18 protein-coding genes are annotated in these 26,566 nt (G+C 57.9%); 10 read left to right on the forward strand and 8 right to left on the reverse strand.

Annotated features, from left to right (window positions below; genetic code table 11):
• Positions 1–17 precede the first annotated feature (17 nt).
• From HCH_RS00940 to hspQ, 4 genes are all read left to right on the forward strand, one after another.
• On the forward strand, positions 18–1,640 hold the full coding sequence (locus tag HCH_RS00940) for an alpha-glucosidase (protein WP_011394198.1): 1,623 nt from the start codon (positions 18–20) through the stop codon (positions 1,638–1,640).
• Between the two features lie 73 nt (positions 1,641–1,713).
• Entirely contained in the window at positions 1,714–2,742 is a 1,029-nt protein-coding gene (locus HCH_RS00945) for an ABC transporter ATP-binding protein (protein ID WP_011394199.1), read from the forward strand.
• Positions 2,743–2,781: 39 nt separating this feature from the next.
• The gene (locus tag HCH_RS32005; RefSeq protein WP_011394200.1) at positions 2,782–3,624 is read left to right on the forward strand and encodes a helix-turn-helix domain-containing protein; all 843 of its coding nucleotides are present in this window, start codon (positions 2,782–2,784) and stop codon (positions 3,622–3,624) included.
• A gap of 74 nt (positions 3,625–3,698) precedes the next feature.
• Positions 3,699–4,010: a heat shock protein HspQ gene (gene hspQ / locus HCH_RS00955; RefSeq protein WP_011394201.1), complete on the forward strand. Its 312-nt coding sequence runs from the start codon at positions 3,699–3,701 to the stop codon at positions 4,008–4,010.
• Here hspQ and HCH_RS00960 read toward each other — a convergent pair.
• The 3 genes from HCH_RS00960 to yeiP form a co-directional block, all read right to left on the reverse strand.
• Positions 4,007–5,533 carry a HAMP domain-containing sensor histidine kinase gene (locus HCH_RS00960; protein ID WP_011394202.1) on the reverse strand — a complete coding sequence of 509 codons (1,527 nt, stop codon included), beginning with the start codon at positions 5,531–5,533 and terminating at the stop codon, positions 4,007–4,009. The two genes, hspQ and HCH_RS00960, sit on opposite strands and share 4 nt — an antisense overlap.
• Positions 5,534–5,561: 28 nt before the next feature.
• On the reverse strand, positions 5,562–6,695 hold the full coding sequence (locus HCH_RS00965) for an ABC transporter substrate-binding protein (RefSeq protein ID WP_158304916.1): 1,134 nt from the start codon (positions 6,693–6,695) through the stop codon (positions 5,562–5,564).
• A gap of 142 nt (positions 6,696–6,837) precedes the next feature.
• Positions 6,838–7,407, reverse strand: a complete 570-nt coding sequence (yeiP, locus tag HCH_RS00970; protein WP_011394204.1) for an elongation factor P-like protein EfpL — start codon at positions 7,405–7,407, stop codon at positions 6,838–6,840.
• Positions 7,408–7,544: 137 nt separating this feature from the next.
• Between yeiP and HCH_RS00975 the strand changes: the two genes are divergently transcribed.
• The 3 genes from HCH_RS00975 to HCH_RS34385 are packed head-to-tail and all read left to right on the forward strand — an operon-like array spanning position 7,545 to position 9,956.
• Positions 7,545–9,389 (forward strand): carbamoyltransferase family protein, encoded by a 1,845-nt coding sequence (locus HCH_RS00975; RefSeq protein ID WP_011394205.1) that lies wholly within the window; start codon positions 7,545–7,547, stop codon positions 9,387–9,389.
• Positions 9,382–9,804, forward strand: coding sequence for an SxtJ family membrane protein (locus tag HCH_RS00980; RefSeq protein WP_011394206.1), 423 nt, complete (start codon positions 9,382–9,384; stop codon positions 9,802–9,804). The genes HCH_RS00975 and HCH_RS00980 overlap by 8 nt, the downstream gene beginning before the upstream one ends.
• Entirely contained in the window at positions 9,804–9,956 is a 153-nt protein-coding gene (locus HCH_RS34385; RefSeq protein WP_011394207.1) for a DUF5989 family protein, read from the forward strand. The genes HCH_RS00980 and HCH_RS34385 overlap by 1 nt, the downstream gene beginning before the upstream one ends.
• A 44-nt stretch (positions 9,957–10,000) precedes the next feature.
• Here HCH_RS34385 and HCH_RS00985 read toward each other — a convergent pair whose 3' ends face one another.
• On the reverse strand, positions 10,001–10,840 hold the full coding sequence (locus HCH_RS00985) for a pirin family protein (protein ID WP_011394208.1): 840 nt from the start codon (positions 10,838–10,840) through the stop codon (positions 10,001–10,003).
• 131 nt (positions 10,841–10,971) lie between these two features.
• Here HCH_RS00985 and HCH_RS00990 point away from each other — a divergent pair, with 131 nt between their 5' ends.
• Both HCH_RS00990 and HCH_RS00995 read left to right on the forward strand, forming a co-directional pair.
• On the forward strand, positions 10,972–11,868 hold the full coding sequence (locus HCH_RS00990; RefSeq protein ID WP_011394209.1) for a LysR family transcriptional regulator: 897 nt from the start codon (positions 10,972–10,974) through the stop codon (positions 11,866–11,868).
• 59 nt (positions 11,869–11,927) lie between these two features.
• The gene (locus HCH_RS00995; RefSeq protein WP_011394210.1) at positions 11,928–13,385 is read left to right on the forward strand and encodes an aminoacyl-histidine dipeptidase; all 1,458 of its coding nucleotides are present in this window, start codon (positions 11,928–11,930) and stop codon (positions 13,383–13,385) included.
• 88 nt (positions 13,386–13,473) lie between these two features.
• On the opposite strand, the gene HCH_RS01000 is transcribed toward HCH_RS00995, so the two are convergent.
• The 4 genes from HCH_RS01000 to recC form a co-directional block, all read right to left on the reverse strand.
• The gene (locus HCH_RS01000) at positions 13,474–13,920 is read right to left on the reverse strand and encodes a CBS domain-containing protein (RefSeq protein WP_011394211.1); all 447 of its coding nucleotides are present in this window, start codon (positions 13,918–13,920) and stop codon (positions 13,474–13,476) included.
• Positions 13,921–14,322: 402 nt separating this feature from the next.
• On the reverse strand, positions 14,323–16,260 hold the full coding sequence (gene recD / locus HCH_RS01005) for an exodeoxyribonuclease V subunit alpha (protein ID WP_011394214.1): 1,938 nt from the start codon (positions 16,258–16,260) through the stop codon (positions 14,323–14,325).
• The gene (gene recB / locus HCH_RS01010; RefSeq protein ID WP_011394215.1) at positions 16,257–19,802 is read right to left on the reverse strand and encodes an exodeoxyribonuclease V subunit beta; all 3,546 of its coding nucleotides are present in this window, start codon (positions 19,800–19,802) and stop codon (positions 16,257–16,259) included. Before recB ends, recD begins: the two co-directional genes overlap by 4 nt.
• Positions 19,799–23,020 carry an exodeoxyribonuclease V subunit gamma gene (gene recC / locus HCH_RS01015; RefSeq protein WP_011394216.1) on the reverse strand — a complete coding sequence of 1,074 codons (3,222 nt, stop codon included), beginning with the start codon at positions 23,018–23,020 and terminating at the stop codon, positions 19,799–19,801. The genes recB and recC overlap by 4 nt, the downstream gene beginning before the upstream one ends.
• 470 nt (positions 23,021–23,490) lie before the next feature.
• On the opposite strand from recC, the gene HCH_RS01020 reads away from it, so the two are divergent.
• Positions 23,491–26,472 carry a M14 family metallopeptidase gene (locus tag HCH_RS01020; RefSeq protein WP_011394217.1) on the forward strand — a complete coding sequence of 994 codons (2,982 nt, stop codon included), beginning with the start codon at positions 23,491–23,493 and terminating at the stop codon, positions 26,470–26,472.
• The last annotated feature ends 94 nt before the right edge of the window (positions 26,473–26,566 follow it).

Genomic DNA, 26,566 nt, shown 5'->3' on the forward strand with positions numbered 1-26,566 from the left:
TTTTAGGAGTTTCTCTCATGTCGAAGGTTGAGCGGGATTGGTGGCGCGGTTGCACCATTTATCAGATTTATCCGCGTAGCTATCTGGATTCCAACCAGGACGGCATCGGCGATTTGCCGGGCATCGTCAGCAGGCTGGATTACATCGCCGGTCTGGGGGTGGACGCGATCTGGTTGTCCCCATTCTTTACGTCGCCAATGAAAGATTTTGGCTATGACGTGTCCGATTATCGCAGCGTTGATCCCATTTTTGGCGATCTGGACGACTTCAAGCGTCTGGTAGAAAAGTCTCATGCCTTAGGCATGAAGGTCATGATCGATCTGGTGATGAGCCATACTTCCGATCAGCACCTCTGGTTCCAGGAAAGCTCGCAGGATCGCACCAATCCGAAGGCGGACTGGTACGTGTGGGCCGATCCTAAACCGGACGGCACGCCGCCCAATAACTGGCTGGCCATGTTCGGCGGCTCCGCCTGGGCGTGGTGCGCCAAGCGTCGCCAGTACTATATGCACAACTTCCTGAGCAGCCAGCCGGATCTTAACTACCACAATCCGGAAGTGCAGGATCAAATGCTGGAGGAAGTGCGCTTCTGGCTGGACCTGGGCGTGGACGGCTTCCGTCTGGATACGGTCAACTATTACTTCCATGACAAGCAACTGCGCGACAATCCGCCGTTGCCGAAAGACGCCAAGAAAACGCTGGGCGCGCCGGAACAGAATCCGTATTCCTTACAGCTACATGTCTACGACATCAGCCGTCCGGACAACATTGGCTTCCTCAAGCGTCTGCGTGAGTTGCTGGATCAGTACGAAGGCATCACCACTGTCGGTGAGATCGGCGCCGATGAGCCGTTGAAAATCATGTCGGACTACACTTCCGGCAGCGACAAACTGCACATGGCGTATACCTTCGACCTGTTGAACGTATTCCATGAGCCGACCTACATCCGCGAAGTGGTGGAGCGTCTGGAAAACCAGATCGGCGACGGCTGGGCCTGCTGGGCGCTGTCCAATCACGATGTGGTGCGTTGCGTCACCCGCTGGGCCAACGGTCGTGATCGCGCGCCCTTCGCCAAGCTGTTGCTGGGCCTGTTGCTGTCTCTGCGCGGCAGCGCCTGCATCTATCAAGGTGAAGAGTTGGGACTGCCGGAAGCGGACGTTCCCTATGAACGTTTACAGGACCCATACGCCCTGCCGTTCTGGCCGGAGTACAAAGGCCGTGACGGCTGCCGTACGCCGATGGTGTGGGAAAGCGCTAAACCCTACGGCGGCTTCTCCTCCATTGACCCCTGGCTGCCGGTTTCCGAGGAGCATCTCGGACTGGCGCCGGACGTACAAGAGAAAGACCCGAACTCCGTGCTCAACTTCTATCGCGGCTTTATCCACTGGCGCAAGCGTCAGTCCGCGCTGAAGAACGGTTCCATTCGTATGCTGGACGCTCCAGCGGGCGGATTGCTGTTCGAGCGCTGCGACGAGGAACAACGCATCGTCATCGCCTTGAACATGACTGCGGAGACCATCCGCGTTCCCTGTCGCATGGCCAATGTCGAGCCGATGAGCGGACATGGCTACAGCGGCGAGCTGGAGGGCGAGGATATCGTATTGCCGCCGTATCAGGCGTTTTTCGGCGAGTTGAAGTAACTGCTACCAATAGCTGAAACACAAGGCGCGTGGACGCGCCTTTCGGCACAACAAATACAAGAGACGAGATGTTATGGCTGAGCTTAGATTACGCAACGTCAATAAAGTTTTTCAGCAGACCCATGTGCTGCACGACATCAATCTGCACATCGCGGACGGCGATTTTGTCGTATTTGTCGGCCCCTCCGGCTGCGGTAAGTCCACATTGCTGCGCACCATCGCCGGTTTGGAGGACATCACTTCCGGCGAACTCTATATCGGCGGCGCGCTGGTGAACGATGTAGCGCCGGCCAAGCGCGGCGTGGGTATGGTGTTCCAGTCCTACGCCCTGTACCCGCACATGACGGTGTATGAAAACATGGCGTTCGGATTGAAGCTCGACGGCGCCGGGCAGGATGAAATCCGCAGCAAGGTGGAGTCGGTGGCGCAAACCCTGCAATTGGGGGCGCTGCTCAAGCGAAAGCCGGCGGCGTTATCCGGCGGACAGCGGCAGCGGGTGGCCATCGGTCGCGCCATCGTACGCGAACCCAAAGTGTTTCTTTTCGATGAGCCGCTGTCCAACTTGGACGCCTCCCTGCGAGTGCAGACCCGTCTGGAGATCGCCAAGCTGCATGAACGTCTCGGCTCCACCATGATTTACGTCACCCATGATCAGGTCGAGGCCATGACTCTGGCGGACAAGATCGTGGTGATGAATCAGGGGCGCATAGAACAGGTAGGTACGCCGCTTGAGCTTTATAACCAGCCTGCATCCGAGTTTGTGGCCACTTTCATTGGGTCTCCCCGCATGAACATGCTGAAGGGCAAGGCGGCGGAAGATCTCGGCGGCGCTACTCTGGGCATACGGCCGGAGCATTTACAGGTGCGCACTCAGGGCGAAGCGGGGGATTGGAAAGGCGTGTTGCGCATGGCTGAGCATCTGGGCAGCGACACCTATGTTTATGTCGACGTCGCAGGCGTTGGCGAAATGACGGCGCGTATCGTGGGTGAAATGGAGCTGGAGCCGGGGTGCGAGCTGTACCTGCATGCGCCCTCGCAACATATGCATCTGTTCGACGCACAAGGCAAGCCGGTGGACGCATCGCTGCGCCGCACCGCCTGACATTCAGTCAGAGATTAAAACAACAACAATCGTCATCTCATGAAAACAGCAAATGTAGCAGCGGTCGCCGCTCCCAGGGGCGGCTCTCCGCACCATTATTTCGGCGCGCTGGCGGACTCTCCCAGTCTGGCGGACGCCGCACATTTCGAAGTCGCCATTTGTTGCGCCGGCGGCGCGGTGTTATGGGATGAACGCCGGCGTCTGGTGCTGGAGCCTTTCAGTCTGGTGTGCTTTTCCTCTCTCCATGGCGTTAAGCAGTTGCACAGTAATGCAGAAGCCTGGGGATTGCGCTTATGGTTGCCTTTGTCCTTTCTGGCGGAGCTGTGCATCCCCCATCGGATGAAACAGAAATTGCTGCATGGCGAGATTTGCGTGGCGGACGCCGCCAAGGCTTTGGAATCGGAAACAGTCGCGCGTTGGGCGGAGGAGCTGGCCTGTCAGGATGACTACTTGAAGGACTTGGTTTGGGACGAAATAGCCTTGCTGTTGCGGCGTTTGTTCAAAGACGCCCCGGGACCGGACGCCTGCGTCGCCAAGCCTGCGGGCGAGCCCAAGGGTTCCTGTCGCCATGTGCACAAGATGGTGGAGTATATGAACGAGCGTTATTGCGACTCCATCTCCGTTGCGGATGTCGCCGCGCATGTGCGACTGCATAAAAACTTCGCTATGGGATTGTTCAAACAGGTGCTGGACATGACCATTCTGGAATACCTGACTCAGTTGCGGGTGAATCACGCCGCCCGGTTATTGACCACGACTTCCTTGCGCGCCAGTCAGATCGCGTTTGAAAGCGGGTTTTCCTCTATCACCCGTTTTTACGAGGTATTTTCCCGCAGCTTTAGTCAGTCTCCCTGCGATTACCGTAAGTCGCGGCGGGTTTAAGCGACTGACTCGCGACTCATCACTGCGTCAGCGCGTCCCGCCAAGCCCGGCTATAATTAGGGACAGGAGGGGATATGGCGCAAGCACACTTTTTTGTCGGTCAGTTGGTTGAGCATAATTTATTTGGCTATCGCGGCGTGGTGATCGGCGTCGACCCGATGTTCAACCATACAGACGCCTGGTATGAGAGCGTCGCGAAGTCGCGTCCGCCCAAAGATCAGCCCTGGTATCATGTGCTGGTGCATGAGAGCGACCATATGACCTATGTGGCGGAGCGAAATCTGAGAGTCAGTCTGGATACGACTCAGATTGATCACCCTCTTTTGGGCGCTTACTTTGACCGTTACGATGGCGCCCGCTACTTCCCGCGTCACTCAATGCATTAATCCGCCGCTTCGGGCGCAGGGATATAGGGCAGTTCCAGATAGAAGGTAGCGCCGGTCGGCAGGGTGGAGTTGCTGGAAATTTCCTTGGCGATGGACTCAAAGTAAATCTGCCCGCCTTGTAACTCCACCAATCCTTTGGCCAAAGTCAAACTGAAGCCGGAACCCAGGGAATCGCTGCAGGCCTCGTCACTACGGGCCAGTCCCTCGAACAGGTAGGGGCGGATTTTTTTGGGAATGCCGGGGCCGTTGTCGCTGACCGACAAACTGATCAAAGCGCCTTCCCGGCGTAGATGAACGCTGATCTCTCCGCCTTTGCCGGAATGCCTGACGGCGTTGCTGAGCAGAATATCAATAATCTGCTGCAGACGCTTTTCATCGCCACGCACCCAGGCTTCCGCGACGCCGCTCTCAAAGTGCAGGTTTTTACTGGTCTGATAGGCCTTGTTGCGCCAGATCTCTGTCTGCGTCCGCGCCAGTTTGAGCAGATTGACCGGGCTTAAAGTCAGCACCAGAGAATGATTCTGAATCTGGTAGATATCGAACAGCACTTCAATCAGCTTTTGCATGCGCTCGCAGTTACGCTCGGCGACGTGCAGCATGTGCAAAGTCTTTTCCTGGATTTCCCCCGTCAGCCCGTTTTTGCACAGCATGACCGCCCCCTGAATGGCGGTCATGGGAGACCGAATTTCCTGGGACACCATGGCGAGCAGGCGCGCGCGCACCGTATTGTCGTGAGCGCTGTCTTCCCGCACTTGCTTTAATTGACGGGTCTTTTCCGCCACATTGAAAGTAAGGGAGTTCTGCAGGTCATAGAGAAGCCGACTGTTTTCCGAAAACTTCACCAACGCCCGGGCTACGTTGCCGATTTCATCGTTGCGCTGAGTGTGGGGAATTCGCTGCTCCAGATCGCCGTCCGCCAGCCGGGTGATGGCGGCGGTCAATTCCTCCAGCGGTTGCGTCATCCAGCGGCAGGCGAGGTAAATGGCGGCCAGACAGATAAATAGCGTAGCGCTGAGGGTGACGGAGCGTTCTGTCAGCTTGACCAGCATGGAGCTTTCCACCTGGCTGATATCGATCACAACATTGAGCGTGCCAATTTCTTTTTCACCGCCCTGATCCCAGAGCAGCGGACGGGTGATGCGCATCTGCGCGGCGCCGTCCGACAGTTTGCCGGCGGAGGCGATGACTTCGCCGTCCGGGTAGCGAATTGCGACCTGCATGATTTCCGGCATCGAGAACAGGTTATTGACGGCGTTGTTGATAATGTCGAAGTCAAAGTTCCACACCGCGGCGGCCAGCACCGATCGCTGCGCATCCGCCAACAGATAAGCTTCCTTCTCCAGGTTGGCGAGTTGCGCCCGGTAGTCGTACCAGGCGGTCACCGCCGCCTCCAGTGCGAACATGGAGACAATGATGATGGAAGTCAGCGTCATCAGCCTACGACGCAGGTAGGCGCTGTGCGGTTGACGTTTTTGTTTCCGGTCCTTGGGCAGCTCTTCGGTGATGGACTGATCTGGAAGCATTATGTCGTCGCGTCTCGCCAAAATGAGTTCAATGCTGCTGAAGCAGCCGCTCTAGTGAAAAATCATACTGCTTGAGTTGAGGGTTCAACACTTTTGAAAAGCGAGTGAAATCAATGTCACTCCAATTGACGCCGACAATGAACTGCAAATATTTGTCGACGTTATCCGGCGTGAGCAAACCCATATTGGAATGGATGGACACGCCTAGGTCATCTGCGAAGTCCCGGCCGAGGTGGTAGTCGTACATCAGCACGAGGCTCCATGCGCCCTGCATGAAATGGCCTCCGTAAGAACCCGCCAGCTTGCCTTCTTTGATGTATTCCAACGCGGAAGGACTCCAGTCGATACCTGCGATGAGCAGGTTTTCTCCCGGCTTGTAGCCGAGGCTTTGCGCGCCCCGTAGTGAGCCGACGGCGATGGAGTCGTTGGCGGCCCAGATCACGCGGGTGCGGGGGTAGCGTTTCAACAGCCCGACCGCCTGCTTATAAGCCAGCTCTTCATCCCAGCGGGCGGACACCAACTGCTGCAGTTCCACTTCCGGGCGTTCCGACAGTGAACGATGCAATCCCATTTCCCGTTCAATCGCGGCGTTGTCCGTGGGCGTGCCGCCGATAGCCAGAATTGGCAGCACCTGCCCGCCGCGCAGCAACTCGCGTGAGGAAGCGGAAGCGAACAACATGTTGGCGAGCGCGTACCCGGCGTTTTCATCGTTGGGCAGCATTTGTCCAATCCATTGTTTGAAGCGCTCCCGAGGGTGTCCGTAACGCCGCTCCTGCTCCACATTGAGACCGGAGTTAAAGACAAAGGAGCGCACTTTGGCTTCTTCCGCCAGGGCCAGCAATTCCGGAGCGTTGCCTTTGAAGTTTTTGTACATGATGAAGTCTGGCGGGTCGCTGGCCAGAATGTGCTTGATCTGCTGGCGCATGAGCAGTCGGTCGTGATTGGCGCTGAAAATGTCCAGGCGAATATTCAGGTCTTCCGCGGCGGCGCGGGCGAATCGAATTACTTCAGACCAGAAAGTATCGTCGCTGCTTTGCGGATTGAAGAACACCACATGCATCGCCGGCGTCATGGATGGAGCTGGAGCGGCGTGGGTCAATGGCGACGCCAGCAGCCAGAACAGCAGCCAAATCGCGCCTCTGCAGGACAACTTAAGTAGCATCGTTTCCGGCCGGACCAAGTTAGAATTCATTCACTCAGTGTAGCCGTAAATCCGGGTGTGCGCTTTCAGCGCGGAGAGGGGCGTCTGAAGCTGTGCAGCGACGATGGTGCGTCGCTGCAACGGCGATCAAAGGCGGCGCAATTTAGTCCGCGCGGCCCATGAAACGCTTTTCGGCGGTATGAATTTTAACGCGCTCGCCTTGTTCCAAATATTCAGGAACCTGAATTGTCAGGCCGGTGACGAATTTGGCGGGTTTGGTGCGGGCGCTGGCGGAAGCGGCTTTCATGGCGGGGGTGGTTTCGATCACTTCCATTTCCACCGTTTGCGGCAACTCCAATGCGAGAACCTGACCGTCCACCATTAGCACCTGGAGTCCCTGGATTTCTTCTGTCAGAAATAACAACTGGTCTTCGATGTCGTTCTTTTTCAGCATATATTGGGAGAAGTCTTCGTTGTCCATAAAGACATAATCGTCGCCGTCGATATAGGAGAACGCGACCTGACGACGCTCCAGCTGAGTGGTGCTCAGCATGTCGTCGCCTTTGAAACTTTCTTCGTATTTGAGACCGGTGCGCACATTGCTGAAGCGCATTTTGTACAGGGTGGCGGCGCCTCTGGCGCTGGGGCTGTGCACTTCGATGTCTTTAACAATCAGCAATTGCCCGTTTAAATCAACGACTTCGCCTTTTTTAATCTCACTGGCCCGCGGCATATGGATGTCTCCGGAAAAAATGGTTGCGCGCATTTTATGGCATCAGTAGTCTTAAGAAAACTATAGCGATAGCGACGACGGCCCTTTCCCGGCAAGTCATACCTCATACTACGCATAACGGATTGGCTTCCCTTTCAATGACCACGATTTTAGGCATTTCCGCTTATTACCATGATGCGGCGGCGACACTGGTAAAGGACGGCGTGATTCTGGCCGCGGCCCAGGAAGAGCGCTTTACCCGCAAGAAACATGATGCGGATTTTCCCCGCCACGCCATTGAGTATGTCCTCGACGCAGGCGGCGTCGCTCTGGACGAGGTGGACACCGTGGTTTTCTACGATAAACCGTTGCTGAAATTCGAACGGCTGCTGGAGACCTATCTGGCGTTTGCGCCGCGGGGCTTCCGCTCTTTCGCCACGGCGATGCCGGTGTGGCTCAAGGATAAACTGTTCCTTAAAAGTGAATTAAAGAAGGCGTTGAGGGGGCTGTTGCGCGACCCCAAAGCCGTGCTACCGCGCCTGCTGTTCGCCGAGCATCATCAGTCCCACGCGGCGTCAGCCTTTTACCCCAGTCCGTTTGAGAACGCCGCCGTTTTGTGTCTGGATGGGGTGGGCGAATGGGCGACCAGTTCGGTGTGGGTGGGTGAGGGAGCCTCACTGCGGCCCTTGTGGGAAATCGAGTTCCCGCACTCACTGGGTCTGCTGTATTCCGCTTTCACCTATTTTTGCGGCTTTAAGGTCAACGCCGGCGAATACAAGCTGATGGGGCTGGCGCCCTACGGTGAGCCGAAATACGTTGATCTGATCATGCAGCATCTGATTGACGTTAAGCCCGACGGCACTTTCCGGCTGCATTTGCGTTACTTCGACTTCATGACCGGTCTGCGTATGACCAATCAGCGTTTCGCCGAACTGTTCGGCCTGCCTCGACGCGAACCGGAGGCGCCGTTGACGCAGGCGTATATGGACCTTGCCCGCTCGGTGCAGGCGGTGACTGAGGAAATCGTATTGCGCCTTGGGCGCACCATCGCTGAAGAAACGGGACAACGTCACTTGTGTCTGGCCGGAGGCGTGGCGTTGAATTGCGTCGCCAATGGCCGCCTGCTGCGGGAAGGCCCGTTTGACGATATCTGGATTCAGCCGGCGTCCGGCGACGCAGGCGGTTCTCTCGGCGCCGCTTTGTTGGCCTGGCATCACTACCAGGGAGAACCCAGGGCGCGCCCGCTGCATGCCGAACAACTGGACGCCATGCAGGGCGCCTACTTAGGTCCGCAATACAGCGATGAAAACATCCAACGTTATCTGACCGAAATCGGTGCGGCGTTTGCGGTGCTGGAGGATGACGCCCTGTACGCCGATATCGCCGCTGATTTGGCGGGCGGCCAGGTAGTAGGCTGGTTTCAGGGACGCATGGAGTTCGGGCCCCGCGCTCTGGGCGCACGCTCTATTCTGGGCAATCCGCTGGACTCGGATATGCAGACCAAGATGAACCTTAAGATCAAGTTCCGCGAATCCTTCCGCCCCTTTGCGCCGGCGGTGGCGGCGGAGCATTGCGGTGATTATTTTGACCTGGATAAGGCCAGTCCCTACATGCTGCTGGTGGCGGACGTCCAGGAGCAGTGGCGCAAATCCACGGAACAGGGCCTGCAAGGCCTGGAGCGTCTGCGGCAGATTCGTTCGGATCTGCCCGCCATCACCCATGTCGACTATTCAGCACGGGTGCAGACGGTGCATCAGGAAACTAATCCCGAGTTTCATCGTCTAATAAAGGAGTTCGCCAAGCATAGCGGCCATCCGGTGCTGATCAACACCTCTTTTAACGTGCGGGGCGAGCCGCCGGTGTGTTCGCCGGACGATGCGTTTCGATGTTTTATGGCGACGGAGATGGATGTACTGGTATTGGGACGGTGCGTGCTGCGCAAAACCGCTCAGCCGGAGTCCCTGGTAAATAAAGACTGGTCCCGGGAGTTTGAACTTGACTGAACCATTGCGTCAAAACTTCGCCTCCGCGTCGGAAGGAGAATTGAGAAAGTTCGGCCTCATGATGGCCGTCTTTCTGATACTGGTATTTGCATTGTTTTTGCCTTGGATTTTTTCATTGAGCCTGCCGGTATGGCCTTATCCGGTCGCTGGCGCGTTCGCCGCCCTGGCGCTATTGAAACCGGCGCTATTGCGTCAGCCCTATGTCCTGTGGATGCGCTTCGCCTTAAGGCTGGGCAAGATAAACAGCGCTATCATTCTCGGCGCTGTTTTTATCGTCATGGTGGCGCCGCTGGGTTGGGCGCTGCGGCTGATGCACAAGCTGCAACTGCAAAAACGCGTTGATCCGCAGGCGACCACTTATCGAACCTTACGTAACGAACCTATGACCCCCGAGTCCATGGAGCGACCATTCTGATGTGGGAATTTGTGAAAGACCTTTGGGCGTTTATGCGACAAAGGAAAAAAGTGTGGCTGTTTCCGCTGGTGCTGACGTTGGTGATGCTGGGCGGCCTGATTGTGATTACTCAGGGCTCCGCGGTGGCGCCGTTCATCTATACCCTGTTTTGACACGGGTTGACCAACAGTAAGACGGCCTCACCAGAGGCCGTTTTTTATGCGGTCAGCTTGCCTTCCTGATAGTCCTTCACGGCGGCAAGGATTTCGTCATGGGTATTCATGACGAAAGGGCCGTAATGCGCCACTGGTTCATGTAAGGCTTCTCCAGCAAGCAACAGAAAATCCGCTCCGCCCTTGTCCGCGCTCAGTTGCAGGCGGTCGCCTTCGCCCAGGATGCCGAGCTGGCCTGTTTGCAGTACCGATCCCATGTGCACGCGTCCATTGTAGACATAAATCGCCGCCTGCTGATCCGGCTCCAGAGGCAGATCCAGTTTGCCGTTGGGCAGCAGGGAAATATCGAGCAGACCTGCGGATTGCGCCAGGCGATTTAACGGCGAGGCGCTGAAGTTGTCCTGAATGCGCCAGGAGCCGGCGATGACTCGAATTTCGCCGCAGCCCAGGATAATGGAGGGCAGCTCTTCCGGCTGCGCGTCACGCCACTCCGGCGCTTTCATTTTCTGGGTGCGGGGCAGGTTGATCCAGATTTGAAAGCCATGCATGCGCGCCGCTTCAGGAATCGGCATTTCCGAGTGAATCACGCCTTTGCCGGCGGACATCCACTGCGCGCCGCCGCTTTTGATGGCGCCCTGATTCCCCATATGGTCGCGATGCTCGAACCCGCCTTCTTTCATATAGGTGAGGGTTTCCAGGCCGCGGTGGGGATGTTCGGGAAAGCCGGCGATAAAGTCGTCCCGTTCGTCGGAACGGATTTCGTCGATCATTAAGAAAGGTTCCAGATCGGTAGCGGAAAATCCTGCGATCCGGGAAATCCTGACTCCCGCGCCGTCGGTCGCCGGGCTGGCGTTAATGATGCGCTTGAGTTCTCGTACAGCCATGGTGGTGTCCTCCCACTCCATTGCATGATTTGCGTATCCTGCAAGCAGTCTTATCATTGTTGCATTATGCATCGTAAAATTCGAAAATAAATTGCAATTATTCGTGTCTAAATTTCGATAAATTAGAATTCATGCCTAAATCGACGCTGGAACAATGGCGTATGCTGCACGCCGTAGTCGCCCATGGCGGTTTCGCCCAGGCGGCGGAGGTGGTGCACAAAAGCCAGTCCACCGTGCATCATGCCGTGCATAAGCTTGAGGAAATGCTGGGCGTGCAGATTCTGCAGGTGCAAGGCCGCAAGGCGACCCTGACCGAGGCGGGAAAACTGCTGCTGAGGCGTTCGGAAAACCTGCTGCAGCAGGCGGAGCAGCTGGAGTCCGTGGCCTCCGGCCTGGCCCAGGGCATTGAAGCGCACATCCAGATTGCGGTGGAAATCATCTATCCGCAGGAGGCGCTGTACTGCGCATTGGCGGAATTTTCCGAGCAATACCCCAATACCCGCATCGAAATTATCGAAACGGTTTTGTCCGGCGCTGAGGACCTGCTCAAGCAGGGCGTGTGCGATCTGGTCATAACCCCATTCGTACCGCAGGGATTTATCGGCGATTTGATTACCAACATTCCGTTTACTCCGGTGGCTAATCCGGAACATCCTCTGCACCAGCTCAATCGCACTCTGAATAAAGAAGATCTGGCCCGGCACCGGCAAATCGTCATCCGCGACTCCGGCGCCGTGCGCCGTAATTCCGGTTGGCTGGGCGCGGAGCAACGCTGGACGGTGACGCATATGAGCACCTCGGTGAATATGGTGAAGCGCGGGCTGGGTTTCACTTGGCTACCGGTTTCCTGGGTGGACGCCGATATTCAAAGCGGCGCCTTGAAGGCGCTGCCGCTGCAGGAAGGCGGCGATAGAGAAGTCCCGCTGTATCTGGTCTACGGCGATATGGACAGACAAGGGCCCGCCACGCTTTATCTGGGAAACCAGCTATTGCGACGGGGGCGTGAATGGACCAGATTTCCTGAATAGCCCTCTTGGCGCAGCGCTTTGAGGAACTCCAGAAAAATCAACAACAATTTGGCGACATTATGAGTTTAAGCGACCTGACCCCGCAGCCCCTGTGGCGATTTTTCCAGCTTTTATGCGATACCCCGCGGCCTTCCAAACAAGAGCAGTTGCTCAAGTCCCGCATCAGAGAAGCCCTGGCTGAATATGAGCTGGAAATCATCGAGGATCAGGTCGGCAATCTGATAATCCGCAAACCCGCGACGCCGGGCTACGAAGACGCTCCCGGCGTGGTGATGCAAAGCCACTTGGATATGGTGCCGCAGAAGAACGAAGGCTCTACCCACGATTTCAGCAAAGATCCGATTCAACCTTATATCGACGGCGACTGGGTGCGCGCCCGCGGCACTACCTTGGGTGCGGATAACGGCATTGGCGTAGCGGCCATTCTGTCCGTACTGACGTCCAAAGACATGATCCATGGCCCGCTGGAAGGTCTGTTGACGGTGGACGAAGAAGCCGGGATGAGCGGCGCCAAAGGGCTGCAGGGCGGCGTATTGCAGGGCTCTTTGCTGCTGAATCTGGATACGGAAGAGGAAAACGAACTTTACATCGGCTGCGCTGGCGGCGTGGATATTGGCGGACGTTTCTCCTATCAGGCGGAGCCCCGGGATGATCGTCGTCAGTATTGGCGCATCGCGTTGAAAGGGCTGCGCGGCGGCCACTCCGGACTGGATATCCATTCGGGGCGCGGCAATGCGTTGAAGCTGGTGAATCGCGCTCTGGATCAATTACGCAAACAGTTTCCCGCCTTGCGGGTCGCCTCTTTGACTGGCGGCACCCTGCGGAACGCCATCCCGCGCGAAGCCTTCGCCGTAGTGGCGGCGCCGGCGGAGCTGGGCGAGGCGATCAGCCGCCGCGTTAGCGAACTGCAGCAGCTGTTCTTGCAGGAGCTGAAATCGGTTGAGCCGCATTTGCATTTGACCATCAGCGACACCGATTCCGCCGATTTGTTGCCCGAGGATATGGTGGACCGCTTACAACGCGTGATTTTCGCCTGTCCTCACGGCGTGTTCCGTATGAGCGCGGATTTCCCCGGCGTGACGGAAACGTCAAACAATCTGGCGCGAGTAGTGATGGATAGCGGCCATATCGAAGTGCACTGTCTGGCGCGCAGCCTGGTGGACTCTTTGCGGGATGACGCAGCGCAATCCGTGGCGGGCGTCTTTGAACTGGCGGGGGCGGAAACGTCGGTGGGCAACAGCTATCCCGGATGGGCGCCGGACAAAAACTCTCGTCTGCTGGATAACCTGACCCGTCTGCACGAGAAAGTCGTGGGCGTTGTCCCCAAGATTCAAGTGATTCATGCGGGACTGGAATGCGGCATCCTGGGGGCGAACTATCCCCACTGGGACATGATTTCTTTCGGGCCGACCATTCGCGGCGCGCACTCGCCGGATGAAGCGGTGCACGCGCCAAGCGTGGCGAACTTCTGGAAATTCCTGGAAGCGACGCTGGCGCATCTGGCTAAACCCGACTGAAACAAGCATTGAGCTAGCGGGCGTCGTTACTGGCGCCCGGCGCTAACGTCACCTCGCTGGTTTCGTTGGCGCCAATTGCGCTTTTCAGTCAGCTGGGCTCTTCTTCCGGCTCCACTTCCACCAGATCCAGCAGATTAATCGCGATTTTGATAAAGTCGCCCCCCGTCAAAATGCCTACGACATGACCGTTTTCCACCACGGGCAGACAACCGTATTTCTTGGTTTGCAGAAACTCCGCTGCTTTACGGATTGGCGTATCCAGGCTGGCGGTGGCGACTTTAGTCCGCATCACCTGGGTGACGGGAATTTCGGACTCATGGGCTTCCATCAGCTCCGGGGGCATGTCATACACGGAGGAATCCATGGCGGCGAAGACGTCGCGCTGGGTGACGAGGCCTTCCAGTTTATTTTTGGCGTTGACGACCGGAATATGGCGGATGCCTTGTTCCTGCATCATTTTGCGCGCATCGGCGAGGCTGTTCTCAGTGCTCAGCGTGTGCACGGGGTGGCTCATTACATCTTTCATCAGGATCATGCTTACCTCCAATTGCGTAAGCTTTAAGGTAATGGAACCGGCGTCGGTATGGCTTGATGCGAGTCAAACCCGCCGCGACCCAGGGCCTGGTGACGTTTCGGCGTCATCTCCTGAAGTATAGACAGCCTGGACGGACCAGGGCTTATGGGGTTGACGCTGTCACACAGGCAGCCTCTAGTGTATGCCTCGGCGCGCTGTTGGGACAGCCCAATAATTGTCTAAAAGTTACTCAGGCTGTGGATTGAAAGAGGCGATGACGAAGTAGAAGGCAGGATCTGGCCGTAAGTAAAGGAATGCGCCTGAAAATAGAGGTAACGCACTTTGAGCGCTACTCAAGTGCGTCTCAACTCGCCTTCGGCATTGGCGTGACGGAAGAGTTCTAACCTCCCGGCGTCTACGTACTCACCACAGGTCCAACTGCACGCCGTCGCCAGACGGTTCATCTGGTTTATCGTCAACCGCGGGGCCTGCTGGCTGAAGCTCACCCCAGATTCTGCGGGCGAGCCCGGACATTCTTTGGGTTGGGCGTTTTATGGACTTGATCAATAGATGGCGCGGTCCCCATACGCTGATTCGTTTCTTGGCGCGGGTGACGCCCGTGTACAGCAGTTCCCGCGTCAGTACTGGTTGGTCGGTTTCAGGCAACGCCACGACGCAATGATCAAACTCGGAACCCTGGCTTTTGTGAATGGTCATAGCGTACACGGTTTCGTGGGCGGGCAGCCGGTATAGGGGAATGCTGCGCAGAGGTCCGTCCGCATCCGGGAACCACGCCCTTAGCTGCCCTGATGCCGGATCGCGCCAGATCAGGCCCACATCGCCGTTGAACAAGCCCAGACTATAGTCGTTGCGGGTCACCATGACAGGGCGACCGTGGTAGTGCAGTTGGTAGCGCGGGGCCAGGCCTTTGCGTTGCAGCGCCGCTTCCACCCACTGATTGATTTCCTGCACGCCGCCATGGCCTTCTTTCACGGCGCAGAGAATGCGGAAGCGATTCATGGCGTCCAGGGCGGTTTCCACCGAATCTGCTTTGAAGCAGGGCTCATAGGCGTTGGCGGCGGTCTGCTGGATGATCGACTGTAATTGCGACGGCGGCAGATTTTCCCAGTCCGCGTCTTCAAACTCCGGCTGTCTGAACACCTGCAGAGCGGCTTCCGAATCGCCGGCGTTGATCGCCTGCGCCAGTCGACCGATGCCGCTGCGGGCGTGAAAGCGATGACTGACTTCCAGGCGAATGACGCAGTCAGCAACAGGTGCGGCTTTCTCTTCTTCGGGGTAGGGGGGCGTCAGGCCAATTTTGCGCAGGTAACTCGCCATATCCGGGCTGACCCCTGCTGTGGCTCTTTGCGAGCAGATATCGCCAATGACGCTGCCGGCCTCGACCGAAGCAAGCTGTTCGCTGTCGCCCAGCAACATCAGGCGGGCGTGAGGAGGCAGCGCCTCTACGATACGCAGCATCATCGCCAGATCCACCATCGACACTTCGTCTATCAATAATAAATCCACAGGAAGCGGATGACCGGCGTGGTGTACGAAGCCTTTGCCGTCGCCGCGGACTTTGAGCAGGCGATGCAGAGTGTAAGCGGTATCGGGAATGCGTTCGGGATGTGACAGACGTTCTCCCAACTGCAATTTGGCGTTACGGATGGACTCCATCAGACGCGCAGCCGCTTTGCCGGTCGGCGCCGCGAGCGCAATGCGCAGAGGCGGTTCGGACAGTTCTCCCAGCATGCCCAACAGCTTGGCTACCGTGGTGGTTTTTCCGGTGCCGGGACCGCCGACAATGGCGGTGAAGCCCTGGCGACAGGCCACGGCTGCGGCGATAGCCTGACGGTCCTCTGCGGCGACGGAAGGAAAGAAGCGCAACAGCGCCTGACGCACCTGTTCGGGCGGGAAAGCGGCGTGATGGGCGATGCGCTGTTGCAGGAGCCCGGCGAGTTGGCGCTCATACTCGAAATATCGGGCCAGATAGAAGCAGTTACGATCGTCAAGCACGCATGGACTGACCGGGCCGGCGTCGCCTATATCCGAATCCGCCTGGGTCAAACCGCTGGCGAGCAGCGCTTCGCGCCATAATTTGAGAGAAGGGGCGATAAAGGCGCGCATGTCTTCTTCCGCCGAGTCCGGCCACAACGAGCGGCCGGCGTATTGCGACAGGTCCAGACAGGTATGGCCGTTAGCCAGGGCGTTGGAGGTTAGCGCGACGGTCAGCGCCAGCAGTTCCCGCTGTTCTTCCGTCGCCGCGGTCGCCAGTTCTGCGAACTGCTGACCCAGGTAATAATCCAGCGGCCGCAGCAGATTGCTTTGTCGGGCGGCGTCAATCAAGTGGGCGATGCTCATGCCGGTTCTCCCTGCAGAATCTCTGCAAAAGCGGCCACGGCTTCACGCGAGGGACGGTCGAAAAACACCCCTAGCTCCGGTTGCTGTTGGCTGTGCATGCCACGCAAAAACAGATAGTAAACGCCGCCAAAATGGGTCTCGTAGTCATATGCGGGCAGGCTGCGCTGCAAATAACGGTGCAGCGCCAGCGTATAAATCAGATATTGCAGATCGTAGCGGTGCGCGAGAATTTCGTTGCGCAGGTTGTCGGGGGCGTAACTCTCCCGCTTTTCTCCAAGCCAGCTGCCCTTGTAGTCGGCGATATAGAAACGTCCTTCATGCTGAAAAGTGAGGTCGATAAAGCCGTGCATCAGGCCTTCGTTGGCGGCGACGTTTAAATTAACCGGCGCTTCCGAGCCGGAGTAGTCCGCCAGGAAGCGGGCGAGCCGCGCCTGCTGTATCAGCGTCACGGGAAACAAAAACTCCATTTCCACCTGCATATTGGCCTTGTCGAGTTGCGACAGTGAAAAGGGCGTGACGCCGTTTTGCCGCAGCGGCGTATTCACCACTTGCCATAACTGCTCCGCCACGCAGGCCACCCATTCTTCGCCGAAGCCATGTTGTTGCAGGCTGTGACTGGTGAGTTCATGCAATATTTCGGCGCTTTCCGCCTGAAACGGCATATTTTCCAGAATATGGTGAAAACACTGTCCGGCCCAGGCGCCTTTGGGGAACTGGAAAATATCGCTCACGTCCGGTTGCAGACGGGGCTGGACCTCCAGAGTCGCTTCCGCCTCGTCCAAAGGCTCTTCGCTATGGCGTCCGCCGCCACCGGCGGCCAGTTGCGAATAACTGGACAAACGCCAGTTTTGCTCCACGGTGCGCTGGGCGGAGCGCGCGCGCCACTGACCGGCGCCTTCGCCGGGTTGATGGCGCTGATGCACCGGCTCAGGCGCCGGACTCCAGTAAAAGTCAGTTTGCGCCGCAAGGCGGGTCAGAGGCTCCGCCAGTTGGGTATCGTCCAGATTTTTGAGAGACGTCAGCCAGTCAGTCAGACTGCCCGTGGCGCCGCCATACAGCAGCCAGGCCATGGCGGCGTACTGGAACTCATTCACAGCGCCCCAGGCCCAGACGCACAATTGTTTGGCCCGGGTCAGCGCCACATAAAGCAGACGCAGGTCTTCCGCCAAACGCTCGCGCTCCGCCTGTTCTCGTAAGCGGTCGCCGCCGCTCAGATCGAGCACCAGACGATGTTCCCTTTCTGGGTCATGACACATTAAATAATCGTCTTTGCCGCTACGGCCAAACCCCAGAAAAGGCAGAAACACCAACGGATATTCAAGCCCTTTGGAACTGTGGATGGTGACGATTTTCACCAGCGCCTCGTCACTTTCCAGACGTAACTGATGCTCGTCGCCGCGTCCGTCCGCCTGCTCCAGTTGTCCTTGATACCAGGCCAGCAGGCGTTCAGGCGTGGGGTAGTCGCGTCCCGCCTGTTGCAATAGTTCAGCCAGCTGCAACAGATTGGTGAGGCGGCGCTCGCCTTCCGGGAGACCCAGTAGTCTGGCGGCGACGCTAAAGTTCTGCAGCCATTTCTGAAACATGGGCATGAAACCGGCGTCCTGCCATTCCTCCCGCAACTGGTGCAACGAGGTCAGCATGTTTTCCCAGCGCTGTTCATCCCGCGCCAGCGTCTCCAGCTCTGCGGCGGTCCATCCCCAGCTCAGGGTCACCAGCGCAGCGCGCAGGCGACGTTCGTCATTAGGCTCCAGTAACGCGCGCAGCAGACGCAGCAGGTCGGTAGCCTCTTCGCTCTGATAGACGCTTTCCCGAGTCAGAAACACACTGCTGACGCCAACGGCGGAGAGCTTTTCCGACATGATGCGGGCCTGTTTATTATCCCGCACCAGTACGGCGATGTCGCCGGCGCTGAGCGGGCGTTCGCCCAGACGGGCGCGGCCGCATTCTCCCAGGTTGAGCCAGTTGGCGATTTCACTGGCGGTGATTTGCGCCAACTGCGGTCGCGCCTGATCTTTACTGATGGTCTTTCCGCCGTCTTCACGGCCGAGCAGCCAGGCCTGCAATGGCGTCACGGGGACGTCGTCCAATGTCAGAACGGAGGCGTCAGCGGCGCCGGCGGCCTGCACGGGAATGAATTCTATATCGCCGGCGAACAGGAAAGGATTGGCGCACTGTTCGAACAATCCATTAACCGCCGCCACCAGTTCTTTACGGGAGCGCCAGTTAGTGTCCATGGTGTAGCGATTATCCTGGGGCGTGCGCTGCTTGGCTTGCAGATAGGCGTAAATATCCGCGCCCCGGAAGCTGTAAATCGCCTGCTTGGGGTCGCCGATCATAAACAAAGTGGCGTTACCGTCGGCGGCGTCATACAGGGAGGAGAAGATGCGATACTGAGATGGGTCGGTATCTTGAAACTCGTCAATCAGGGCGACTGGGTAGCGGCGTTGCAGCGCCTGGCGTAACTGGGGGCCGGTGGCGGCTGCGAGGGCGTCTTTGAGACTGCCGATCAGATCATCGAAGCCCAGGATTTCCGCCTGGGTTTTCAGACGCTGCAGTACGTCCTTGAAGGCGGTCAGCGTGGCGCCTACCAGCCAGGCGTCTAACTGCGTCTGTTGGGTCAGAAACTGGTCAAGAGCGGTGAAGAAAGCATGCTGTGGCGCGCCAAGTCCTTTATCCGCCGCTTTTTTCAACACAGACGCATCGAGAACGCTCTGACTGAACAGGGCTGCGGCGGGAGGCAGCGTCATCTGTTCTTCCGTGCGGCTCCAGATAGTAAGGCTGAGAATCGCATCGTTCAGTTTGTCTTCCCGGTAAGTTTTCTCCGCGCGGCCCAGTATTTTGTTCTCCGCCGCTTCCCGTACGGCGGCGGTAAGGTCATCGCCTTGTTGACGCCATTGGGCTTTCAGCGCGCCAGCCAGATGGCTGAGGGCTTGCGGGTCTACATCCGGGCGGATCAACTCCAGATCGCCTTGCGCCAGATAGCTGCGCAGTCCGTTCAGCATATCCGCCGGCTCGCCCCACTTGGCTTGCGCCAGCTCCGCCAGCAATCGGTCGGGATAGAACAGCTTACGCCAGGTGTCCTCCGCCGCCTGCTGCAGCAATGGGCCCAGGTCTTCCTGCAGGCGCAGGTCAAACAAGAGCCCGCTTTCGAATGCGTTGTCCTGCAGGGCGCGCTGGCAGAAACCGTGAATAGTGAATATAGACGCCTCGTCCATGTTCAACAGCGCCTGCTGCAACAGAGCGAGCGCATCGCCATTGCGTTCCGGGTCGCGCCAGGGTTGCAGCCACTCCGCAATATCTGTTTCCGGCGGAGCTTGCAGCGTCTGCATGACCTCGCGGATGCGCTGGCGAATCCGCGTGCGCAGTTCTTCTGTGGCGGCGCGAGTAAAGGTGACCACCAGAATCTGTCTGACGTCGAGCTGACGTTCCAGCAACAGACGCAGATACAAGGTGGTGATGGTATAGGTCTTCCCCGTTCCGGCGCTGGCTTCGATGAGCTGTACGCCTTGTAGAGGAATGGCGATCGGGTCCAGCGGCCTCATGCCGGCGCCTCCCAATGCTCCAGCGCAGGCTCCCAGATGCTTTCCGCCAGCGCCACGAAGCGTTCGTTCAAAGTTTCCGCTTCAAAACGCCACACCAGAAAGTGATGCGCATCCGCCAGTTCACCCGGCTGCCACTCGTTACCCAGCCAGCAGTTCAGAGCGGCGTTGATGGGTTCGCTGCGGCTACGTGGATTATTTTTGGTTTCCACATACTTCAACGATGTTTTGGGGAAGAAACGCACCGGTTCATTCTCACTTTGCGTCAGCAGATCCATTAGCTCCGCCAGTAATTGTCTGGCCTGGTTTTGAGCCACTGGGCGGTAATGGCCAACGCCTTGGCGGCACACCAGGAAACTGGGGCGGGCCAGGGCGTCGGCGGTGACGCCGCATAACGCCAGATGCTCCAGCCACAGCAACAACATGCGGGAAGCGCTGCAGCCAGCGGTGGTCAGGTGCAGCAGGCCGCGCGGGCCGATGCCCGCCACCGCGCCGCGCAATGGCAGCCCGGATTTTTCCGGGGTAATTTCGATACGATCCTTGCCATACAGCTCACGGGCTTGCTCGCGCAGGGCTTCCAGTTGCTGTCGCGTTTGCTTGCGGCTGATGGCGCCGACGGCGCCGCCGGGCAGCAACCCTTTGGCTTCCAGGTAGCTTTCCGCCTCTTCATCCGTCGCTGCGTTCATCAGTTCCTGCAGCCACAGTTCTTTTACCTGGAAGCCGTGCAGGCCGGCCAGATCGAAAGGCTCCCGGTCCTGCGCGAGATCGCTGGCGTCCAGCAATATATTGAGCCGTTGCTGCACAAAGTAACGGGTCGGGTTGCGGAGAAAACGCCGCAGACTGTCCAACTCGACCGGATGGTCGGTGGAAAACGGCTCCCGCTCCCGGGGCGGTAAGGACTCTGGGCAGAACGCCTGATATTCCTGCTTGCTGTGTCGACCGTGCAGGGCGGGCAACCATTCCGACTGATAGCTGAAGTGGCCGCCGTCGGCGGTAAAATAATGCGGACTGAAAGGTTGTAGCGGGTGCTCCCTGAGAATGCGCCGTATCGCTGCTTCGCCGCCCTGCTCCTGAATCGTATCCAGTAGCTCGCTGAGAATGACCGATGGCGCGCACTCGCTGTTGTCGCGGATGCTGCGTCCCACATAGCTCAGATAAAACACGTCGCGGGCGGCCAGTAAGGCCTCCAGAAACAGAAAACGGTCTTCCTCGCGGCGGGCGCGATCGCCTTTACGAGGGTACTCGGCGATCAGGTCGAAACCCGGCTGCGTCTGGTGGCGCGGGAACTGGTCATGATTCAATCCCAGGACGGCGACCACGCGAAAGGGAATGCTGCGCATGGGCACCATGGCGCAGAAGGTGACCGCCCCGGTAAGGAAACTCTGACGCCGTAACGGGCTGTCCAGACGTCGGCGCAGATCCTGTTTCACCACCGCCAGCGGCAAGGGCTGATCGAAGCCCGCTGTCTGGGTCTCCTGCAGCCATTCCTGCACCGCCTCGCGGGCGACCTGCAGCGCCTGCTCTTCGTCCCGGTCAGGATCGAACAGATCGTTCATCCAGCTGTGTAAGAGGTCCGCCCATTGCTGGGGCGTCTGGCCGCGGGAGATCTGCGCGCGCCAGCGCGCCAGGGTGTCGATCAGTTGCGATAGCGCGCCCAGGCTGTCCGCATCGCCGCCCTGAATATGAGGATAAGGAGCCACGTCCTGATACATCTGCATCGCATCGGGCAGGGCGAAGCCCAGCAGCAGACGTTTGATCCCCGCCTTCCAGCTGAATTGATCGGCGCAGTCGACGCCATAGGCCTGTTGCGATTCCGCATCCAGGCCCCAGCGAATGGAGGCTTCATGCAGCCACTGGCGCAGACGGGATAACAGCTCTTCATCCAGGCCGAAACGTCGTCCCACAGCGGGAATTTCCAGCAGGCCCAGCACCTCGGACGCGGTAAAACGGCCGGGCAGCAAATCGAACAGTTGCAATACCGACTGCACCAGATTGAAGTCGCTGTAACGGCTCAGGTCGGCGAGGGACCAGGGAATCCGGCGCGCCCCTTGCTGGGCGCCGAATACCGCCTCGACAAGAGGCGCGTACTGCTCGATATCCGGCGTCATCACCACGATATCCCGGGGAGACAGGCTGTGATCGGTTTGCAGCAGATCCATCAGTTGATCGTACAGCGCTTCTACTTCGCGCAAGGCGCTATGGCACAGATGCACCTGCAGCGAGCGGTCGTCAGCGGGGCTCTCAGGCCATGGCTCCTGACGCAGGTTGAAAACGTCCGCCTGCAGGCGTTGCAGCAAGGTTTGCGGCGGCGCGGGCGGGACGTAGCAGTCGGCTTCCGTGACGGACACGTCCTGCAGCACGTCCAGGTAATCCCGCAGCGGTTTGCCCCAGGACGCCAGCAGTCGGTGGCCCTCGTCGTACAGGCCAGAGACTTCCGCGCCATCGCGGGTGCGGATGCGGCTGATGTCCTTACGGGAGGCGATGTCGCCCCAGTAATGCTCCGTAGGGTTCCATTGATACATGTGCACTTCTATATGGCGGGCGGCGTTCTGCAGCACATCCAGGTACGCCGGCGCCATATAGGGAACGCCAAAGACGAACAAACGCGGCGGCAGTTTATCCACATGCTGCGGCAGCTGCGCGGCCAACTCCTGCAGTACGCGGGCCCGGTGCGGCGCGTCGCTGTCGTGGGTCAGGCCGCGCCAGAGCTCAATCTGCCAGGCGTGCTCGCTGGCGCCGGCTTCGGTTGGCAGACCTTGCTCCCACTCTGATAGCCAGTCCGGGCGATACATTAAATAGTGATCGAAGACATCGGCGATGCGTTGGCTCAGCTGATAGTTGCGCAACAGGTCCGGCGATTTGCGATCCGGGCCTGTGTGCAGATAGCGATGCAGGGCGTCGAATTCGCCGCTGTCAGGAAGCCCAGGCGCCAGTTGCATGAGACGCCAGGTCAGGATGGATTTGTCAAAAGGATGCAGTTCAGGCAAATCATCCCGACACAGTCGCGCCAGCCGCCAGATCAGCTGCGCCGGCAGTTGAAACTCCAGATTGGCGGCGACGCCGTTGATCTCCGCCAGTTGCTGGCTCAGCCAACGGCTCATACCCTGGCTTTGTACGATCAGTATGTCGCTTTGCAATGGGTTGGCTTTGGGGCGCGCGAGGGCGTCGGCGAGCAAGGCGAGCAGCTGTTCCTGACGGTTGCTGTAGTAGATTTTCAGCATGAAGGAGGCGTAAACGATGACCGTGAAATTGTGTGTGAGCTATTTATCATTTTCGCTAGGAGTATAAGGAAATCCAAGGATGGCTGCATGGATAAATCATTTTCCTGGTCAATCGGTCAAACCCGCGGCGTGCGCCGTCTCAGCGTCGTCGTTAGGGGTTTTCACTTATATTTAAAATCGTTATAAGGATATAGTGGAAAACCGCTATATCAAGCTGAGTTCCTATCACATATAGAGGTAAGTGCAGTCCGTTAGCGCCTGCTGTTAGGTTTTCCCAAAAGCGCTGTTCCCGCCGGTTACCCCATTTGACCGGTTAAACGACGTTGACCCAGCCGGAAACCTATCCGCGAAAGGCCTGTAACGGCACATGGATCGAGTGCTTAGGGCTCCCCCTCACCCCCTTGGCCGTAGTCTAGCAGTAGTCCGAACTAACTTTCCGTTAACGATAACCATGAAATAAGGAAAACATCATGAAATTAGTTAGATGGCTAGCCTTGATTTGTACGATACTGCCGGGGGTCGCGCTGGCCGGGCAACTTAGCATGGCGCGTATCACCCTCAACAGCGGCGATGAGTTGAAATCGGCCAAGAAACTCGGCCTCGACATCGTCCACTACCACAAACTGAAAAATCTGACCGCAGGCGTGAAAGGGGAATCCTTTACGGTGGAAGCGGTGTTGTCTCCCATTGACAAAGAAAAGCTGGATAAAGCCGGCATCAAGTGGGAGCCAATGCAGATGACGTCGCAGTTCCGCTCCGCGTTTTCCGCCAGCGGCGAAACCGCCTATCACAGCTTTGACGAACCTGAACTGGGCATTGAGGATCGTCTATATGCTTTGGCGGAAAAATACCCCGCTCTGGTGACGCTGTATAAAATCGGCGAATCCCATCAGGGACGTCCTTTGATTGTCGCCAAACTGACCCGTAAAACCTGGTGGGAGCGTTGGTTCGATCGCGGCGGCGATCTGAAGGAAGGCTATGGCGTCAGCCATCAGCCTCCCGGACGCAAAAAGCCCGAGGTCTTCTACGTGGCCACGCATCACGCCCGCGAGTGGGTGGCGACGCAAATGGCCATGCGTTACCTGGACTACCTGACCGAGAACTACGGCAAGATTGAGCGCATTACCAAACTGCTGAATCATAACGAGTTGTGGATTATGCCGGTGGCTAACCCGGACGGTTATGAGTACACCTTCACCAACGAGCGCCTGTGGCGGAAAAATCTGCGCGATAACGACGGCGACGGCCAGATCACGCTGCAGGACGGCGTCGACCTGAACCGTAACTTCGCCGAGCATTGGGGACTGGACGACGAGGGCTCAAGCCCGGTGATGTCCGATCAAACCTATCGCGGACCTTCAGCGGAAAGCGAACCGGAAACCGTGGCGCTGACCAGCTTTATTCAAGCTCATGACTTCCGTTTCACGCTGTCCTATCACACATACAGTAACCTGATTCTGTATCCCTTTGGATGGCAGGTGCAGACCCCTAGCTTCGACAATCCTATTTTCGTGGCGCAGGCGGGTACTGACGACAATCCCGCAATCTACGACAGCATTATCGAAGCGGGTTATGATCCCGGCGTCAGCGCTGACCTGTACACCACCAACGGCGACTTCACCGACTGGTCCTATGGCGCGTTGGGCATTCCTTCCTACACCGTGGAGCTGACATCCGGTCAGGACAAAGAAGGCAACGCCTACGGCTTTGAATTCCCGGACGATGAAAAAATGCTGCAGGCGGTTTTCAACGATAACCTGGAGTTCGCGCTGACTCTCGCAGAGAGCGCAAGAAGACCGGATAGCCCTGTTTCCGCTGTGGGTATCGAAACCGAGGATGTCTATCACGAGCCGCTGACCACTTCCTGGGGCGCGTCTCAGTCCATAGATATCCTGGCCAAGCGTCGCATCGGCGATCGCAGCTTCCTGGTGTATCAAGTAGACGGCGGCCCACCCAAGCTGACTCGCTTCCGCAGGAGTTTCGGCGACCGTTACAACACGGAACAGGGAACTTACTTCAATCGCTATGAAGCGAAAGTCCGCGGACAGGCCGTCGGCAGCACTATCACCTACTGGATCAAGACGGTGAAAGGCGAGGAGTTCGGTCCCTACAGCTACACCGTAGAAAAAGCCAGCGGCGCGAAAGTGCTGGTGGTGGCGGCGGAGGATTACACCGGCGAATACCCTGTGTATGAGAACAACACCGCTCCGAACTATCTGACTTACTATACCGACGCACTGGACGGCGCCGGCTACACCTATGACGTGTGGGATGTGGACGCCAGAGGCGCCGTGCCGCTGGCGCGTGAAGTCATGAGCCATTACGACGCGGTGATCTGGTATACCGGCGATGATTTTGTGTCGACTGTTCTGGAAGGCTTCCAGGCCCATGAACAGATGAAGCTGCAGGCGCGCGAGTACATTAACTACTGGGACGGCAAAGTCATGGCCACTGGTCAGGGCTTGTCCGAAGCCTCTACGGTGTACGCTCAGTTCAACGATGACTTCTTCCAGTACTACATGGGCGCGTTCCTGCACCTGGAAACATCCGGTCTGGGCAAAGAAGGCAATGCGCTGGATGTCGTGGGTCAGGATGATGATCCCATCATGGCGGGCCTGCGCTTCTCCCTGAATGGCGGCGACAGCGCCAATAACCAGCAGACTCCAGACAGCTTCCTGGTCACCAGCAGCTTTGTGGACGAGTATCACCAGACTCTGGCGGCGACCTATGATCGTCCAGGCGGCGGCTTCAACCCCACTTCCGGCACGCATTATGTGTACAGCCAGCAAGCGGATCAGAGCTACAAACGTCTGGGCGGAACCATTGAAGTGCCTGCGGATGCGCCTTACATCACGTTCAACATGGCCCATGAAACCGAAGCGGATTGGGACTTTGTGTTCGTTGAAATCGCCGAGCAGGGCAGCGACAACTGGACCACTCTCCCGGAAGCCAATGGTTTGACCAGCCAGAACACCGGCGAAAGCTGCACCTCCGGCTGGATTGACCTGCATCCGACATTGGCTCACTACATGGACGCAAGTTGTAATCCGACTGGAACCACTGGCCAGTGGAACGCCATGAGCGGCAGCAGCGCCGGTTTCCGCACCATGCTGTTCGACCTGTCCGCCTATGCGGGTAAAACAGTCGAAATCTACATTACCTACGCGTCTGACTGGGGCACTCAGGGCCTGGGCGTGTTCGTCGATGATGTAAAAGTTGGTGAGAACGATGCGGAAGACTTCGAAGACGGCTTCGGTCAGTGGGAGCCAGGCGCTCCTGATGGCGCGTTCAACATCAATAACTGGGAAAACATCGAAGGCGCAGGCTTTGTTGACGGTCCTGTCATCCGTGACGAAGACACCATCTATATGGGCTTCGGTCTGGAAGGCGTCGACGGTTACGAAAACCGCGTTAAGCTGATTGAGCGTTCAATGAACTACTTCGGTCTGTAATCTCAGACTAGCCACTCTATAGAGAGGGGCGCCCGCATTCGCAGGCGCCCCTTTTTTCACCTCGCTTTCTTGCAGACTTAGACTTTCGTCTATA

Origin of the sequence: Hahella chejuensis KCTC 2396, from assembly GCF_000012985.1 — a bacterium.
Taxonomy (GTDB): Bacteria; Pseudomonadota; Gammaproteobacteria; order Pseudomonadales; family Oleiphilaceae; genus Hahella; species Hahella chejuensis.

Coding starts and splice junctions, on each gene's coding strand:
- HCH_RS00985 (WP_011394208.1), bottom strand. CDS start 10,840: ATGGCTGTACGAGAACTCAAGCGCATCATTAACGCCAGCCCGGCGACC.
- HCH_RS00990 (WP_011394209.1), top strand. CDS start 10,972: ATGCCTAAATCGACGCTGGAACAATGGCGTATGCTGCACGCCGTAGTC.
- HCH_RS01020 (WP_011394217.1), top strand. CDS start 23,491: ATGAAATTAGTTAGATGGCTAGCCTTGATTTGTACGATACTGCCGGGG.
- HCH_RS01000 (WP_011394211.1), bottom strand. CDS start 13,920: ATGATCCTGATGAAAGATGTAATGAGCCACCCCGTGCACACGCTGAGC.
- HCH_RS00940 (WP_011394198.1), top strand. CDS start 18: ATGTCGAAGGTTGAGCGGGATTGGTGGCGCGGTTGCACCATTTATCAG.
- HCH_RS00945 (WP_011394199.1), top strand. CDS start 1,714: ATGGCTGAGCTTAGATTACGCAACGTCAATAAAGTTTTTCAGCAGACC.
- recC (WP_011394216.1), bottom strand. CDS start 23,020: ATGCTGAAAATCTACTACAGCAACCGTCAGGAACAGCTGCTCGCCTTG.
- HCH_RS00960 (WP_011394202.1), bottom strand. CDS start 5,533: ATGCTTCCAGATCAGTCCATCACCGAAGAGCTGCCCAAGGACCGGAAA.
- HCH_RS00975 (WP_011394205.1), top strand. CDS start 7,545: ATGACCACGATTTTAGGCATTTCCGCTTATTACCATGATGCGGCGGCG.
- hspQ (WP_011394201.1), top strand. CDS start 3,699: ATGGCGCAAGCACACTTTTTTGTCGGTCAGTTGGTTGAGCATAATTTA.
- HCH_RS34385 (WP_011394207.1), top strand. CDS start 9,804: ATGTGGGAATTTGTGAAAGACCTTTGGGCGTTTATGCGACAAAGGAAA.
- HCH_RS00965 (WP_158304916.1), bottom strand. CDS start 6,695: ATGCTACTTAAGTTGTCCTGCAGAGGCGCGATTTGGCTGCTGTTCTGG.
- recD (WP_011394214.1), bottom strand. CDS start 16,260: ATGAGCATCGCCCACTTGATTGACGCCGCCCGACAAAGCAATCTGCTG.
- yeiP (WP_011394204.1), bottom strand. CDS start 7,407: ATGCCGCGGGCCAGTGAGATTAAAAAAGGCGAAGTCGTTGATTTAAAC.
- recB (WP_011394215.1), bottom strand. CDS start 19,802: ATGAGGCCGCTGGACCCGATCGCCATTCCTCTACAAGGCGTACAGCTC.
- HCH_RS32005 (WP_011394200.1), top strand. CDS start 2,782: ATGAAAACAGCAAATGTAGCAGCGGTCGCCGCTCCCAGGGGCGGCTCT.
- HCH_RS00995 (WP_011394210.1), top strand. CDS start 11,928: ATGAGTTTAAGCGACCTGACCCCGCAGCCCCTGTGGCGATTTTTCCAG.